We start from the raw sequence: 14,116 nt of genomic DNA on the forward strand, positions 1-14,116 counted from the left end.
CGTCGGTTAAAATGCCATCAGATTCTATTAGATTAACAGTTGGTCCTTTAAGCAGCGCATCCTGCTTGATACTAACCGTCAATCCTTCTTCAGCATACCCAAATTCGGGAATGCGGGAGAGATTGGCGGTTTTTTTTGTTTCAGGAAACTATCCTGAAACCGCTTTACAAAGGTACGAGCATTATAAGGGGGAAAAAGAGTGAAAAAGACAAAAAATCGGTGGCTGATTGCCGCCTCGGCCGTAGGGATTCATATCTCCATCGGTTCGGTTTACGCCTGGAGCAACTTTACCAATCCATTGATTGAGCAGTTTGGCTGGTCATCTAAGGAAGTACAGCTGACCTTCAGTTTGGCGATTCTATTTCTGGGATTGTCAGCAGCCTTTCTTGGCCACTTTGTTGAAAAGCACGGACCAAAAAAAGCTGGTCTTCTGGCAGCAGGATTCTTCGGGGCTGGCATGCTGGGAGCCGGATTGGCAGTAAATATGGGTTCATTGCCATTTTTGTACATAACCTACGGGGTACTTGGGGGAATTGGTTTGGGAGTCGGCTATATTGCGCCGGTATCCACACTGGTAAAATGGTTCCCTGACCGCCGCGGATTTGCAACAGGCCTTGCCATCATGGGATTTGGCTTTGCTGCAGCTGTAGCGAGTCCTGTCATGGATGGACTGATAAAATCTGTTGGTACTGCTAACACGTTCTTTATTTTAGGTGCAGCCTACTTGATTATTATGACATTATCATCTTTATATCTGGAAAAACCGCCTGAAGGCTGGGCACCTGAAGGCATGAAGGAAAAAGCTGCAGCCGGAAAAATCAAAATTAAACAGGATTTGGCACAGTTAACGGCGAATGAAGCAGTAAAGACAACCCGATTCTATTATTTATGGTTCATGCTGTTCATTAATGTAACGTGCGGAATTGCGATTTTGTCAGCTGCAAAGCCGCTGGCACAGGAAAGCATAGGCCTGACAACGGCAGAAGCAGCCACGCTTGTCGGAGTGCTTGGCATCTTTAATGGACTGGGCCGTCTGGCATGGGCATCCATTTCCGACTATATTGGCCGCCCGAACACGTATACGATTTTCTTCGTATCACAGATCGCCCTATTCCTTTTGCTTCCGATCACAAAAGAAGCGATTCTTTTCCAGATTATGCTTGCTGTTGTGTACACCATGTATGGCGGAGGATTCTCATCCATCCCGGCATTTATCGGCGATGTTTTTGGAACAAAGCAGCTAGGCGCCATTCACGGCTACATCCTTACAGCATGGGCAGCAGCTGGTCTTGCAGGCCCGATGTTTGCAGCATGGATGAAGGATTCAACAGGAAGCTATGCTTCAAGTCTGACAAGCTTTGCCGGACTTTTTGTGGTGGCACTCATTGTGTCAATCCTAATCCGTTTTGATATGAAAAAATTGCGCAGGCAAAATGAAGCTAATGAGCGTATAGCAAGTTAAATTTAATAAAAAAAACAGCATGGAAAAGCATTCAGTCTTTTCTATTGGTATGGCACTTGGCAGCGATCCTGCTAAAGACTAACCGCCGCAGAAATCAGCATCTAGTATTTAGAGGCTTTTTGCGGCGGTTTTTTATGAAAAAAGGGAAAAATTAATCCATTTATCCATATACAATAATAAATGCAACTTAACCATTGAGAATTAAGAGATTCAGGATCTCTATTAAATAGAAAAAGATAAAGGAGTGTTTCTTATGGGAAAAACAAAACATCCAGGACCTCAGAATAAAAAGGCCATGCCGGATCCAAAGCATTGGGTGAGTCCGATTCCGTTCGGGCTTGGCAAAATCAAGCCAAAGCATATGAGGGATACAGCAAAAATCCTATGGGAAAACAAAGATAATATCGGCTATGCCACAAATATACTGACAAAAGGTGTCTGCGATGGCTGTGCTCTTGGCGTTTCCGGTCTTTATGACCAGACGCTTAAAGGACCGCATGTTTGTACAACACGATTAAATGTTCTTCGATTAAATACTGCAGGTGCGATTAAACCGGACATTTTGCATGCTGATATTGATGAGCTGCGCAAATATGACAGCACCGAGCTTCGCAAGCTCGGCCGCATCCCATATCCGATGATCCGCAGAAAAGGGGAGCGCAAATTCTCCCGGATCACTTGGGATGATGCGATGAACATGATTGCTGAAAAAATGAAGGTGCTCGACCCTAAGCAGTATGCGTTCTACCTGACTAGCCGCGGAATTACGAATGAATCGTATTATGTGGCAGCTAAAGTTGCCCGCTTCCTGGGAACGAATCATATCGATAATGCGAGCCGCATTTGCCATTCTCCTTCTAAAACCGCGTTGAAGCGTTCCATTGGAGTAGGTGCTTCCACAGCCAACTACCTTGACTGGATCGGAACGGATGTCCTTTTATTCTGGGGAAGCGTGGCTTCAAACAGCTCGCCTGTATCATCCAAATATATGCTTGAAGCGAAAAAGAACGGCACAAAAATTATCGTCGTTAATCCATATAAAGAGCCGGCGATGGACAAATACTGGATTCCATCAAACCCTGAATCAGCTTTATTCGGCACAAAAATCGCTGATGACTTTTATCAGGTCAACATCGGCGGAGACATTGCCTTTATGCACGGCATCATGAAGCATTGGTTCGACATGGAGAAAGCGGAGCGCGGTTCTGCCATCAATCATAACTTTGTGAACGAGCATGTGAATGGCTACGAGGATTTGAAAAAGAAAGTGAAAGAGCAGTCATGGGAAGATATTATTAAATCTTCCGGTGTAACGAAAGAGCGTATCATCGAGCTTGCTGAACTGCTTGCGAACAGCAAAAACGCTGTCTATGCCTGGGCTCTTGGCCTGACGATGCATTCGTTTGCGACAGATAATATCTCACAGGTAGCAAATCTTGCGCTTCTTCGCGGCCATCTGGGACGTAAGCACAATGGCTTGATGCCATTCCGCGGCCATTCATCTGTACAGGGAAGCGGTGAAATGGGTGCCGATCCATTCGTATTGCCTGGCGGAGACTTTTACGGAGACAATTTCACACGCATAGAAAATCTTTGGGGATTCGAGCTTGAGAAATGGCAGGGAGATATTGTCGGGGTGACACTGGAAAATATCCTGCTTCCTGAAGACCATGAACGTAAAATCAAGCTTTACTATCTATCAGGCGGCAACTTCCTTGAGACCATGCCGGATCCTGATTTTATTGAGAAAGCTCTTTCTGAACTGGATATCCGCGTTCACCAGGATATAATTTTAAATACGTCTACCCTGGTTGATGCAAAAGAAGCGGTCATTGTGCTGCCTGCAAAAACAAGGTACGAGCAGGAGGGCGGCGGTACCTCCACTTCAACGGAGAGAATGGTGTATTTCAGTCCCGAAATTGAAGGTAATAAAAATAAAATAGAAGAGGCGCGCGAAGAGTGGAAAATTTATATCGATCTGGCGAAACGCGTAAAGCCTGAAACGGCCCACCTTGTTGATTTTAAAGATGCACAGGAAATCCGGGATGAAATTGCTGTAGCGAATCCTAATTATGATGGCATCCAGCATCTGAAAAAAGCAGGGGATGTCTTCCAATGGGGCGGAGCATGGCTTTGCGAGGACGGCATTTGCCCGACTCCGGATGGAAAAGGCACACTTATTACCGTTGATATACCTGACCTTGGCCAAAAAGAAGGCCAGTTCATCGTCACATCCCGCCGCGGCAAGCAGTTCAATTCCATGGTCTACAAAGAAGTGGACCCGCTGAATGGTGCCGGACGATACGATGTATTAATGAACGCAGAAGATGGAAAAGACTTAAGCATTGCAGAAGGTGAAGGCATCGTCCTTTACAACGGGTTCGGTGTCTTCCAGGGAAGAGCTAAATTCGTCGATATCGCCCGCGGCAACGTCGAAGTCCACTTCCCTGAAGGAAACTTCCTATTGCCAAGAGGCCGCTACGAAAAATTTGCGGGTATTCCTGACTACAACATCACGGTTACCCTCGAAAAAGCGGACCGCTACAATGCACGCAAAGACGTGGAATATAACGAAAAACACATCGCTGAAGATGAAATTGATGCACCAGCGTAAAAGGAGGGAGATGGCTTTTGGCCATCTCTCTTTTGTTTGGAAATGGACTTGAAAAAACTATAACAACTGCTGCTGCCCAATTTTCAAAATAGGCTCGTCCTCCTGCAACATCCATTATTTCCCTTCGTCATATTCAGTGAGGTGAAAATAATGAAGAAAATTAAACAGGCAATTGCAGCAGGCGTCATATCACTGGCAGTTATTTTTTCAGGGGGATCTGTTTTAGCAGACCACACTGGAGATAAAGAAATAGCTGTGGTGAAAAAAGGGGATACACTCTATTCCCTGGCTAAGAAGCATCATCTGAGTGTAACGCAGATGAAGGAGCTGAATGATCTAACAGGTACGACCATCTATCCGGGGGAGCGTCTCATTTTATCCGGGGAGGAAGCTGGATACCATAAGGTAATTGCCGGTTCTTTCAGTAAAAAGGAAAATGCGGAAAAGCGGGCAGCAATGCTGAAGAGAATAGAAATCCGTACCGCAATCAGCACGGCTGTCATTGATGGCATAACATATTACCGTGTGCAGGCAGGTGCTTTTAAAGACAAAAAGAATGCTGTGAATCAGCTGGAGGCAGTCAAAAAGGCAGGAATTAATGATGCCTTCATTCTTTCCAGAGGCGAGCTTCATATTTTTGGCTTAAAGCTTGGAGATGCCTATGATGACATCATATCGAGAATGGGAAAGCCAAAAAAGACTGAGACCCAGCTCAATAGTAAAAGCCTTTACTACCAGGGTGATGGTGCCGGTGTAAGGGCAGCATTGAATATGAAGGATGGCACCATTGGCAGCCTTGCTGTATATCCGGAATATTTAAGCCCGCGTATGTTACCTGCTCTTCCCTTTACGAAGGCCGAAGCAGTTAAAATGTATGGAGATGCAAACAAGATAAAAACGGTAACTTGTTACGAATCAGCCAAGTGTGAAGAGTTAACCTACGAGCTTGATGATTTCGAACTCAAAGTCCGGATTGACAGGGATAAAACCACTGTTCAGTTTCTGGAAATAACTTATCGTTTTAAGTGACGCGGTGGCTTTCAGAAGGAATAAAGGAAAAACCCTCAGCTCCAATTAGTGTTTTGGAGCTGGGGTTCTTTGCTTTTCTGAAGATTTACTAATCACACTCATTATTCCGCGCGTCACCAGGAAGGTCGCCATTATAGATATGAAGCTATAATAGGAATTCCATGATTTCTTATATCTGATTAACTGTGTGTGTTTTTCAAGAAAATGTTCGGCAATTGCCGATGGAACACTAAAAATCATGGACTTCAGCAGGATATCCTTTAGGCCGCTATTCCGGGTCTGCTGATTAAAATAAACACACGTAATCGGAAAAATGAGATAGCTGAATAGTACACTGACATCAAACGTTTTAAATAGATTAACCGGGTACTTGAGATATCCTTTTCGCACTAAGAGATTGTCTAAGAAGGTGGCAATATAGCTTTTCAAAAAGAACACGATAAGCCAGTCTTTTATAGGGGGCTTTCTGACCAAATGGAAGAAAGCTCCGATTCCCAAAATAAAGAGGCTGCGCAGCAGGTTTAATTCAAACTTTCTTCCCAATTGCAATTTCTCCTTTGTACTAAAGAATCGGATTAAGGCTTTAGTAAAACTTTTATGCAGTCCTCGGTTTTTGTATCAAATGCTTCGTAGCCATGCTTCGCCTCATCCAGCGGCAAAACATGGGTGACGATGTCGCTTGGATCGAATTTGCCTTCAGCAATCATCTTATACAAATAAGGCATATAAGGAATGACCGGCGCCTGCCCCGAACGTATATTGACATTGCGCTCAAAAATGTCGCCTAAAGGAAAAGCGTTGTAGCGCATGCCATACACGCCTGTTATTTGGATGGTGCCTCCTTTGCGCACAGCCTGGGTCGCCATGACGACTGCGCCCATCGATCCGCCCTGCAGCTTTAATCCTGTTGCCAGGAATTCCATCGGAGTCATTTTCCCATCCATGCCGACACAATCGATTACAACATCGGCCCCGCCTTTGGTTATTTCTTTAATATATTCACCCGCATTTTTGGTCTGTTCAAAATTGATGATTTCCACTTTATTGGTCCGTTTTGCATGCTGCAGCCGATAATCTATATAATCAACAGCAATGACCCTCTTTGCACCCTTCATCCAGGCAAATTTCTGCACCAAAAGGCCAACAGGGCCGCAGCCAAGGACCACAACGGTGTCGCCATCTTTAACCCCGGCATTGTCTACAGACCAATAGGCTGTAGGAACAACATCCGCAATCAGCACTAATTTCTCATCTTCCACTTCCGAGTTTTCAGGGATTTTAAAAGGGGTGAAGTTTCCATAAGGCACCCGCATATATTCCGCCTGGCCTCCAGGGTATCCGCCAGTCGTTTCAGAATATCCGAAGAAGCCGCCCATTTCTCCGTGCGGATTCGAATTGTCACATTGGCTCGTTAAGTCTGTTTTACAATAAATGCATTCACCGCAGCTGACATTAAAAGGGATAATTACACGATCGCCTTTTTTTAGATTCTTCACTTCAGGTCCTGCTTCTTCGACGATTCCCATTGGTTCATGCCCGATAATATAGTTTTCATAAGTATTCGGGATCATACCGTGGATTAAATGTAAGTCAGATCCGCAAATCGCCGTAGTGGTTACCTTTATGATAATATCATCAGCTTTTTCAATCTTGGGGGCCTCAACTTCTTTAACGGCCACATCCTTAATGCCCTGATATGTAACAGCCTTCATGCCGGATTTCCTCCTATCATTATTTATCCGGTGTGGCAAAGGTGCCAAGCCGGTCAGTATCTGCAGGGAACAATTCCATATTTCCAATGGCGATGGCCATATCAGCGGATTTTATATCAAGCTCTATTTGTTTTCCGATATCACGCGGATAAATCCAGCCTTTTTTTAACATCAGTTCTGTTACTTCGCCATGCAGATCGATGGCTTGTTCCATTTGTCTGTAAAAAGCTTTCCGTAACTCGGGACTCGCTGTTTCGGTCAATGAAACGGCATAGTAGCGAATTCCTGTTTTAATTCGCAATAAAAATTCCAATGCAAAGGTGTTATCAGCCATTTTAGGCATTCCTTCCGCATACTTCGGATCGAGATAATCCTGATTCATTTCTGTTCACCGCCTTATGAGAGAGTTTTCGCTTTCTTGTAAAGTTCCTTAAGTTCCTGAATCGCTTGAATTGACTGTTCCACATCTTTTTCAAGCAATTTCTTTAAATCGTTATCAAAGCAGATGCCCATAACCATTTTAGACTTCAGCAGGCAATCTGTTTTAAAGTTCAGCATTTCATGTGTTTCCATCGTTTCATGGTAGCCAAGGCCTAACTCGTCCATAATTACGTCCTCCTTTTAACTGTTAATGTTTCTTGTTTCAACACCTTTATGCGTTATTCACAGCGACTGGCAGATGAAATAAATACCATAGGTTTCTAAAGTGAGAAATGAGCAAAATGAGTATATAACTGAATGGGGGGATTTTTTATGATGAATGAAATGGGATTGCATGAAACATTGGAGCTTCACGAGCTTCTGGTTTTTAAAAACCTGTGTCTCACAAAATCGGTGGCTATGGGCGGGCTTGTTCAGGATCCGACTTTAAAAACGATATTGCAGGATAGTGAGGCGGGGGATGTGAAATTCATACAGGAGATGCAAAGCATTCTGAAAAGGAGGCACGGAATACATGAATAATTTTTTGAAGAATTTAATGGGAATGGGCGGAATGTCTGATCAGGTCATTGCAACGGATTTTTTAAACTCCGCGAAAGCGGGCATCCGGAATATTGCATTTGCCCTTACTGAGAGCGGCTCTCCTGAAGTAAGGGAACTTCTAAGGGACCAGTTAAGAATTGCGGTGGAAACTCATGAAAAAATAACAAATTACATGATCAGCAGGGGAGCCTATTATCCGCATGATTTGGAAAAGCAGCTGGAAACGGATATGAAAATTACTGAAACCGCATTAAAGCTCAGTGAAAAGAGTTAATAGATCCGGACAGGAAAAAACTTCTATTGAAACACCAAGTAAATTATATTATTATAATAAAACAAGCTGCATTGTACGTAATCATACTAAAGTTTTAACCTTTAAGCTGAAATAGGGAGTTTAACATCGGAACAGGAATGACAAGCCTCCGTCTATATGACAAGGAGGACAGGCAGGAATGTTTCTGCGAACACCCACTTTGAGGAGTGGTGGTTTAAAACTTTCTTATACCAGTTACGGCAAAAGCGGCTACATACTTATGTTATCAAACCAGTTCCCAATCGGGGGCTGGTTTTTTTACATATTTAAATTATAATTACTCTGTAACTAGAGCATTAGGAGGAATTATGAAAATACTGCTAAAAATCAGTTTATGGATCATCTTGCTATTAGGAATAGCCTTTTTGCTCTTTGAAGTATCGAAGTCCAGGAACTTTCAGTTTTTCGGCGGCCTTGTAAATAAAGCTGAAACTGAGGATAAAGTCGTCGCCTTGACTTTTGATGATGGGCCTGGTGTCAATACGGATGAAATCTTAACTATTTTACGGGAAGAGGAGATTAAAGCTACTTTCTATTTAACAGGAAAAGAGATCGAACAACATATGGACCATGCGAAAAAGATTGCGGGAGAAGGGCATGAAATCGGCAATCATTCATATTCCCATTCACGAATGGTCTTAAAATCTCCCTCTTTCATCAAAAAAGAAATTGAGAAAACAGATGCTTTAATCAGGCAGACAGGCTATAAGGGAGAAATTTATTTTCGGCCTCCTTACGGGAAAAAATTATTTCTCCTGCCTTACTATTTATCCAAACAGGAGCGAAAGACCGTTTTATGGAATATCGAGCCTGAAAGTTTTCCGGAAATAGAAGGAGATGCTGATAAAATCACGGAGTATGTGGCGGAGAATATAGAACCAGGCTCCATCATTCTTCTTCATGTCATGTATGAAAGCCGGGAAGAGTCTCTGAAATCTGTTAGTAAAATAATTGCGTCATTAAAAGAGCAAGGATACGATATGACCACCGTTTCAGAATTGCTGAAACATCAGAAATAGAGCTGTCTATACAGCTCTATCTCCCTTTAACCCCATACAGAATGCAGCCAACCCCGCAAAGCACCCATAAGATCTTACTTAATGAAACTTTATCAGCCATTCCGGTCAATCCTATGACAGTCGTCAAGAGAAGCACAGGCGGTCCAATAAGGGCCAGTGAACTATTCACAATCAATGCTTTTTCGATATCATTCATTTTTAAGATTAATAGGGCAACAAAAATTTCAATGCTCCCGGAAATAAGCCTCAAAATGGCCATACCGAGAATCGCTTTATCAAGAAACAGAAACATCACGTACCTCCTAAACCTTCTTGTCGTCATTATATGAAAGCTGACCGAAATGAAGGACAAGTTTTCAAAAGAAATTGTTTCATAAGTGTTACAAATATTACAAAAAGCGATGACTGGATGTTTTTCTAGAGTCCTTAGGATGGGGCAGGAAGTATTTTTTCTTAGCTTAAAGACTTAAGTATTTCTCAGACTATAAAACTTTAAAATACCCCCTTGCAGGTTTTTTAGATGGAAGAATAATGCAAAATCAGCTGACCGTTTTTACTTAAATAATCTATTCTTAACGCAGCTGTAATCCTTTCCAATAAGGGATTAAGTAAAATAAAAGAAAGGGGGAAGATGGCTATGGCAAAAGCTATTTTACATCATAAAGACTTATTGGAAATGCTGGATGGATTGTTAAGAGAACCAAAATTATTCTGGGAAAACTTCTACGAAGACCGGGAAAAAGAGATTCCATTTTTCAAAGTAAAAGGGCCGGATGAAAACCTGTCTGAGTATGTTCAAAATGGACTGCAGGCGGGGAAGGTACTGGAAATTGGATGCGGACCAGGAAGGAATGCTACTTATCTGGCGAAGAATGGGGCACAAGTGGATGCCATTGATTTTTCTGAAAAGGCGATCAAATGGGCAGGTGAAAGAGCAAATGAAGCACAGGTGAAAATTAATTTTGAATGTGTATCTCTATTCGACTTTCACTTTGAACCTCACAGCTATGATTTTATTTATGACAGCGGCATGTTTCATCACCTTCCGCCGCATAGAAGGGTTACATACCTGGAAATAATCAAGGCTGCACTCAAGCCTGGAGGAAAATTTGGTCTGGTATGCTTTAATCCGGATGGAGCACTTCCCACGCCGGACTGGGAGGTGTATCGCATTGGCAGCCTAAAGGGAGGCATCGGCTATACGGAGGAACGATTGAAAGAGATCTTTCAAGATGACTTTCATTTTCTGGAGCTTAGAACGATGAAAAAAATGCAGCAGCCCAGTGATCTATTTGGCGAAGATTTTTTATGGGCGTGTTTGATGAGCTTAAAATAAATTCAGGAGGAGAACATGACAAGGACAGTGACTGTTACCCGCTATAATCCTGATTGGAAATTTAAATTTCAAAGTGAGTCAGAGTTAATCAAGACCATCTTTCAAGAAGAAATTTGGGCCATTCACCATTTTGGGAGCACTTCGGTTCCTGGTCTGGCAGCAAAGCCCGTCATTGATATAATGCCTGTCGTAAAAGATATTGAGAGGGTTGACCGCTTTAATACGGAAATGATTTCACTGGGTTATGAGCCCCGTGGAGAAAATGGACTCCCTGGCCGGCGGTATTTTCAAAAAGGTGGAAATCAGCGGACACATCATGTCCATATCTATGAAAAAGGGAGTCATGAAATCACGCGCCATCTTGCTTTTCGTGATTACCTAAGGGAAAACGGAGAAGACGCAAAACAATATGGAACCTTAAAAATGGAGTTAGCGAAACAGTTTCCCTTTGACATTGATGCTTATATAAAAGGGAAGGAAGCACTTGTGCAGGAAACTGAGATGAAGGCGATGATGTGGTACAAAAAGGGGCAATCATTCTAGTCAGTTTTATTCCGCTTATGCCGTCTTAGGACTGAAACTGGGGAAGTCAGTTTAATAGAGTCAGGCGGCGGGGCGACTTCGGACAGAGGAAGCGGAAACCGAGTCGGCAGAGTCGGAACCCGGGACAACTTCGGACTCAGAAAGCGGAAACCGCGGAGGCAGAGTCGGAACCCGTGACAGCTTCGGACTCAGAAGTGAGAAAAGTCGTTGTCAGAGTCCAAACCCGGGACAGCTTCGGACTTAGAAAACGGAAACCGCGCTCGCAGAGTCCGAACCCGGAGCAACTTCGGACACAGAAGTGAGAAAACGCCCACATAGAGTCCAAACCTTGTTCACCTCCAATCACAGAAGAACCAAACCGCGGTCCACGGTGTCACAGCCAGCTCTGCCTTCCTCTGCCAACAAGAAAAATACCCGCATAAATCTGCGATTCTTTAATCATAATTCCGCTCAATAATAAAATGAGCATAATCCCCTCGGAACACGGTTTTGGAATACTCGATTAAGCTTCCGTCATCGATATAAGCATAAGTCTCAAGAGAGAAACAGGGTGTTTCAGGTTTGATTTTTAGCAGTTCACTAATTTCCTTTTCGGGGAACCCGATTTCTAAGTGTTCCACTGTCTTTTTGATTTTTAAGTTGTATTGTGTCTGCAGCAAATGGTATAAGGAATTTTCACAGGCCTGCCGGTTCAAGCTGGGGGTCTTTTTCCATGGCAGAAAGGCTTTTTCGTATTGAAGGGGCTCTTCATCAGCATACCTGATCCGTTCGAGAACATTAACCGGATCACCTTCTGACAGGTCAAAGACATCTGCTAAGAAGGAGTCGGCAGGGATGACTTCCAGGTTTATGACTTTTATGAGCGGGTTCTTTCCCTGCATCGCCATTTGTGTTGAAAAGTTTTCGACTGTAGAAGTCAGGCGCTGCTTTACTTTATTGCTTGATACAAATGTGCCTCTGCCTTGCTGGCGGTAAATATGGCCTTCTATGCTCAGCTGCTGGAGTGCTGTTCTAATAGTTGTCCGGCTGACTCCGTATTTTTCACAAAACTCCGCTTCTGTCGGCAATTTGGTATCCGGTTTGTATTCTCCGTTTCTGATAAGCTCAAGAATGCTATCTTTAACCTTTAAGTGCAGGGCACTTTCCTCGGTGAAACCGTAATTCATAACCGTTCCTCCTACTCTGTTCTTCTATCTATTATTCCATAGAACATATTGTCATATCAATTATAAAATTATTTGTAATAACAAATTTTAAAAATGTATTGAAAAATAAAATATTTGTAATTACAATTAATTTCAAGCATAAGGTATTGAAAGGAGGTGATGACTTCAAAAAAGGAATATCTTTGATTTAAATTGACTGAATAATCTGTTTTATTGATGGTACTATTAGGATAAGCAATCATTCTATTAATTTGAAATCGCTTACAGAGAAAAGGGGGTCAATCATGAATATTTTGTTATGCTGTTCGGCTGGAATGTCTACTAGTCTTCTAGTGACAAAAATGCAGGCAAGTGCTGAAAGCCAGGGGATCGACTGTAAAATTTGGGCTGTTGGCAACGGGGAGGTTAGAAATCATATTGATTCGGCAGATGTCCTGCTGCTTGGACCGCAGATTCGCTTTATGACCGAGCAGCTCAAGAAGGAGGCAGGAGGCAGAATTCCTGTAGCACCCATAAACCCGATGCATTATGGCTTATGCAATGGAGAGGAAGTATTAAAGCAGGCTATCTCATTGATAAAGGGTGAATAGTGATGATGACGTTTATTGAGAAATATATCATGCCTTACGCTATGAAATTCGGCAATAACAGACATTTGCTTGCTATCCGGGATGCCTTGATCGGGATGATTGCCATCACAATGGTGGGATCGTTTGCTGTTCTGTTTAATAATCTTGGGGAAATCATTAAGCCGTACGGCAGGCTAATGGAAAGTATTTTCGGCGAATCCTGGAAAATACTGGGCGGAGATATCTGGTGGGGCACCTTTGCCTTCTTAACCATTTTCGCTGTGTTTGGCATTTCCCACAGGCTTGCCAAATCCTATGGGGACGATGGTTTTGAGGCAATGCTGGTTGCCGCAGCCTGTTTCTTCCTCTTAGTTCCTCAAGTAGGCCAGGTGCCGGAAACAGAAGGTGTCTGGGGGTTCATTGGCTATGGATATTTTAACGCTACAGCTCTATTTACCGGGATTGTAGTAGCTCTTCTTGCAACTGAATTATTTATCCGTCTTACAAAGGTGAAAGCCTTTATTATCAAACTTCCGGATGGAGTTCCTCCTGCCGTTTCAGGGGCTTTTGCCAAATTGGTGCCGGGCATGCTGACGATATTCGTATTCGGAGTGGCTGGTCTTCTGTTCAGAAAAATGACAGATGGGGAATTTTTGAATGACTGGCTGAATACAACACTTGTAGCACCATTGACAAATGCTGCCGATTCACTGCCATTTGCGATCCTTATTGTCTTTCTTGTCCATGGTTTTTGGTCGGTTGGCCTTCATGGGCCTAACATTCTTGGGGGTGTTACAACGCCATTATTTACATCTCTCGGAACCAAAAACACCGATTTATATGCTCAGGGAGTGACAGATCTTGATAAGTATGCCATTATGGCAGGTCCTTTCCTGGATGCCTTCGTATATCTTGGCGGCTCCGGGGCAACGCTGGGCCTTATCATTGCCATGTTTATTGCAGGACGAAAGAGGCACAAGCAATTGCTGGCATTGGGAACGCCGCCTGGAATTTTTCAAATCAATGAACCATTATTATTCGGGCTTCCAATTGTGTTAAATCCCATCTGGCTGATTCCGTTTATTTCAGCACCAGTCATCATGACGGTTGTGGCGTATCTGGCCATAAAATGGGGCCTGGTTTATCCGGTCGTAGTGGCAAGCATCCCTTGGGTAACACCGGCAGGAATTGGAGGCTACCTTGCGACTGGAGGACATATCTCCGGTGCAGTGCTGGCACTTGTGAATTTAACGATTTCTATTGTCATTTATCTTCCATTTGTCTATATAACAGGAAAAATGGATGAAAAGAAGCAGAAGCAGATGCAGCCGGAACAGTCACCAACAATTCAAGGTTAGGCGGGTTAAAA

At 43.2% G+C, this 14,116-nt stretch carries 16 protein-coding genes and 1 other RNA gene; 11 read left to right on the forward strand and 6 right to left on the reverse strand.

The features are described from left to right. Positions 1-199 precede the first annotated feature (199 nt). The 3 genes from ACTHRG_RS02760 to ACTHRG_RS02770 all read left to right on the forward strand — a co-directional run bounded on the left by ACTHRG_RS02760 (position 200) and on the right by ACTHRG_RS02770 (position 5,105). The gene (locus tag ACTHRG_RS02760; protein ID WP_076257908.1) at positions 200-1,462 is read left to right on the forward strand and encodes an L-lactate MFS transporter; all 1,263 of its coding nucleotides are present in this window, start codon (positions 200-202) and stop codon (positions 1,460-1,462) included. Between the two features lie 253 nt (positions 1,463-1,715). After that, positions 1,716-4,076: an FdhF/YdeP family oxidoreductase gene (locus ACTHRG_RS02765; protein ID WP_440230518.1), complete on the forward strand. Its 2,361-nt coding sequence runs from the start codon at positions 1,716-1,718 to the stop codon at positions 4,074-4,076. Between the two features lie 150 nt (positions 4,077-4,226). Next, positions 4,227-5,105, forward strand: coding sequence for a LysM peptidoglycan-binding domain-containing protein (locus tag ACTHRG_RS02770; protein WP_440230519.1), 879 nt, complete (start codon positions 4,227-4,229; stop codon positions 5,103-5,105). Between the two features lie 45 nt (positions 5,106-5,150). Here ACTHRG_RS02770 and ACTHRG_RS02775 read toward each other — a convergent pair whose 3' ends face one another. The 4 genes from ACTHRG_RS02775 to ACTHRG_RS02790 are packed head-to-tail and all read right to left on the reverse strand — an operon-like array spanning position 5,151 to position 7,423. Continuing rightward, positions 5,151-5,648 (reverse strand): CBO0543 family protein, encoded by a 498-nt coding sequence (locus ACTHRG_RS02775; RefSeq protein WP_440230520.1) that lies wholly within the window; start codon positions 5,646-5,648, stop codon positions 5,151-5,153. A gap of 32 nt (positions 5,649-5,680) precedes the next feature. Next, entirely contained in the window at positions 5,681-6,817 is a 1,137-nt protein-coding gene (locus ACTHRG_RS02780; protein ID WP_076257904.1) for a zinc-dependent alcohol dehydrogenase, read from the reverse strand. Between the two features lie 19 nt (positions 6,818-6,836). Next, on the reverse strand, positions 6,837-7,199 hold the full coding sequence (locus ACTHRG_RS02785) for a spore coat protein (RefSeq protein WP_440230521.1): 363 nt from the start codon (positions 7,197-7,199) through the stop codon (positions 6,837-6,839). Positions 7,200-7,213: 14 nt separating this feature from the next. Continuing rightward, positions 7,214-7,423, reverse strand: coding sequence for a spore coat protein (locus tag ACTHRG_RS02790; RefSeq protein ID WP_197215568.1), 210 nt, complete (start codon positions 7,421-7,423; stop codon positions 7,214-7,216). Positions 7,424-7,570: 147 nt separating this feature from the next. Here ACTHRG_RS02790 and ACTHRG_RS02795 point away from each other — a divergent pair, with 147 nt between their 5' ends. The 4 genes from ACTHRG_RS02795 to ACTHRG_RS02810 all read left to right on the forward strand — a co-directional run bounded on the left by ACTHRG_RS02795 (position 7,571) and on the right by ACTHRG_RS02810 (position 9,133). Next, positions 7,571-7,780 carry a hypothetical protein gene (locus tag ACTHRG_RS02795; RefSeq protein ID WP_420485077.1) on the forward strand — a complete coding sequence of 70 codons (210 nt, stop codon included), beginning with the start codon at positions 7,571-7,573 and terminating at the stop codon, positions 7,778-7,780. Continuing rightward, positions 7,773-8,075: a spore coat protein gene (locus ACTHRG_RS02800; RefSeq protein ID WP_440230522.1), complete on the forward strand. Its 303-nt coding sequence runs from the start codon at positions 7,773-7,775 to the stop codon at positions 8,073-8,075. Before ACTHRG_RS02795 ends, ACTHRG_RS02800 begins: the two co-directional genes overlap by 8 nt. A 60-nt stretch (positions 8,076-8,135) precedes the next feature. Then, positions 8,136-8,331, forward strand: a non-coding RNA gene (ssrS, locus tag ACTHRG_RS02805) — 6S RNA. Positions 8,332-8,422: 91 nt separating this feature from the next. Beyond that, positions 8,423-9,133 carry a polysaccharide deacetylase family protein gene (locus ACTHRG_RS02810; protein ID WP_440230523.1) on the forward strand — a complete coding sequence of 237 codons (711 nt, stop codon included), beginning with the start codon at positions 8,423-8,425 and terminating at the stop codon, positions 9,131-9,133. Between the two features lie 16 nt (positions 9,134-9,149). Here the strand turns inward: ACTHRG_RS02810 and ACTHRG_RS02815 are convergent, their stop codons facing one another. Continuing rightward, entirely contained in the window at positions 9,150-9,425 is a 276-nt protein-coding gene (locus ACTHRG_RS02815) for a YqhV family protein (RefSeq protein ID WP_197206774.1), read from the reverse strand. Between the two features lie 345 nt (positions 9,426-9,770). On the opposite strand from ACTHRG_RS02815, the gene ACTHRG_RS02820 reads away from it, so the two are divergent. Beyond that, on the forward strand, positions 9,771-10,469 hold the full coding sequence (locus tag ACTHRG_RS02820; RefSeq protein ID WP_440230524.1) for a methyltransferase domain-containing protein: 699 nt from the start codon (positions 9,771-9,773) through the stop codon (positions 10,467-10,469). 15 nt (positions 10,470-10,484) lie between these two features. After that, complete coding sequence (locus tag ACTHRG_RS02825; protein ID WP_440230525.1) at positions 10,485-11,012, forward strand: GrpB family protein; 528 nt, start codon at positions 10,485-10,487, stop codon at positions 11,010-11,012. Positions 11,013-11,446: 434 nt separating this feature from the next. Here ACTHRG_RS02825 and ACTHRG_RS02830 read toward each other — a convergent pair whose 3' ends face one another. Then, positions 11,447-12,178 carry a GntR family transcriptional regulator gene (locus ACTHRG_RS02830; protein WP_440230526.1) on the reverse strand — a complete coding sequence of 244 codons (732 nt, stop codon included), beginning with the start codon at positions 12,176-12,178 and terminating at the stop codon, positions 11,447-11,449. A gap of 284 nt (positions 12,179-12,462) precedes the next feature. On the opposite strand from ACTHRG_RS02830, the gene ACTHRG_RS02835 reads away from it, so the two are divergent. Both ACTHRG_RS02835 and ACTHRG_RS02840 read left to right on the forward strand, forming a co-directional pair. Then, positions 12,463-12,768, forward strand: coding sequence for a PTS sugar transporter subunit IIB (locus ACTHRG_RS02835; protein ID WP_076257893.1), 306 nt, complete (start codon positions 12,463-12,465; stop codon positions 12,766-12,768). A 2-nt stretch (positions 12,769-12,770) separates the two neighbouring features. Beyond that, entirely contained in the window at positions 12,771-14,105 is a 1,335-nt protein-coding gene (locus ACTHRG_RS02840; RefSeq protein ID WP_440230527.1) for a PTS sugar transporter subunit IIC, read from the forward strand. Positions 14,106-14,116: the final 11 nt, after the last annotated feature.

Source organism: Cytobacillus sp. SAFR-174, from assembly GCF_051964675.1.
Lineage (GTDB): Bacteria > Bacillota > Bacilli > Bacillales > Cytobacillaceae > Cytobacillus.

Excerpts from the sequence above, each read along its gene's own strand:
- ACTHRG_RS02840 (WP_440230527.1), top strand. The coding sequence starts at position 12,771 with ATGATGACGTTTATTGAGAAATATATCATGCCTTACGCTATGAAATTC.
- ACTHRG_RS02820 (WP_440230524.1), top strand. The coding sequence starts at position 9,771 with ATGGCAAAAGCTATTTTACATCATAAAGACTTATTGGAAATGCTGGAT.
- ACTHRG_RS02795 (WP_420485077.1), top strand. The coding sequence starts at position 7,571 with ATGATGAATGAAATGGGATTGCATGAAACATTGGAGCTTCACGAGCTT.
- ACTHRG_RS02790 (WP_197215568.1), bottom strand. The coding sequence starts at position 7,423 with ATGGACGAGTTAGGCCTTGGCTACCATGAAACGATGGAAACACATGAA.
- ACTHRG_RS02830 (WP_440230526.1), bottom strand. The coding sequence starts at position 12,178 with ATGAATTACGGTTTCACCGAGGAAAGTGCCCTGCACTTAAAGGTTAAA.
- ACTHRG_RS02780 (WP_076257904.1), bottom strand. The coding sequence starts at position 6,817 with ATGAAGGCTGTTACATATCAGGGCATTAAGGATGTGGCCGTTAAAGAA.
- ACTHRG_RS02800 (WP_440230522.1), top strand. The coding sequence starts at position 7,773 with ATGAATAATTTTTTGAAGAATTTAATGGGAATGGGCGGAATGTCTGAT.
- ACTHRG_RS02765 (WP_440230518.1), top strand. The coding sequence starts at position 1,716 with ATGGGAAAAACAAAACATCCAGGACCTCAGAATAAAAAGGCCATGCCG.
- ACTHRG_RS02770 (WP_440230519.1), top strand. The coding sequence starts at position 4,227 with ATGAAGAAAATTAAACAGGCAATTGCAGCAGGCGTCATATCACTGGCA.
- ACTHRG_RS02810 (WP_440230523.1), top strand. The coding sequence starts at position 8,423 with ATGAAAATACTGCTAAAAATCAGTTTATGGATCATCTTGCTATTAGGA.
- ACTHRG_RS02825 (WP_440230525.1), top strand. The coding sequence starts at position 10,485 with ATGACAAGGACAGTGACTGTTACCCGCTATAATCCTGATTGGAAATTT.
- ACTHRG_RS02815 (WP_197206774.1), bottom strand. The coding sequence starts at position 9,425 with ATGTTTCTGTTTCTTGATAAAGCGATTCTCGGTATGGCCATTTTGAGG.
- ACTHRG_RS02835 (WP_076257893.1), top strand. The coding sequence starts at position 12,463 with ATGAATATTTTGTTATGCTGTTCGGCTGGAATGTCTACTAGTCTTCTA.
- ACTHRG_RS02785 (WP_440230521.1), bottom strand. The coding sequence starts at position 7,199 with ATGAATCAGGATTATCTCGATCCGAAGTATGCGGAAGGAATGCCTAAA.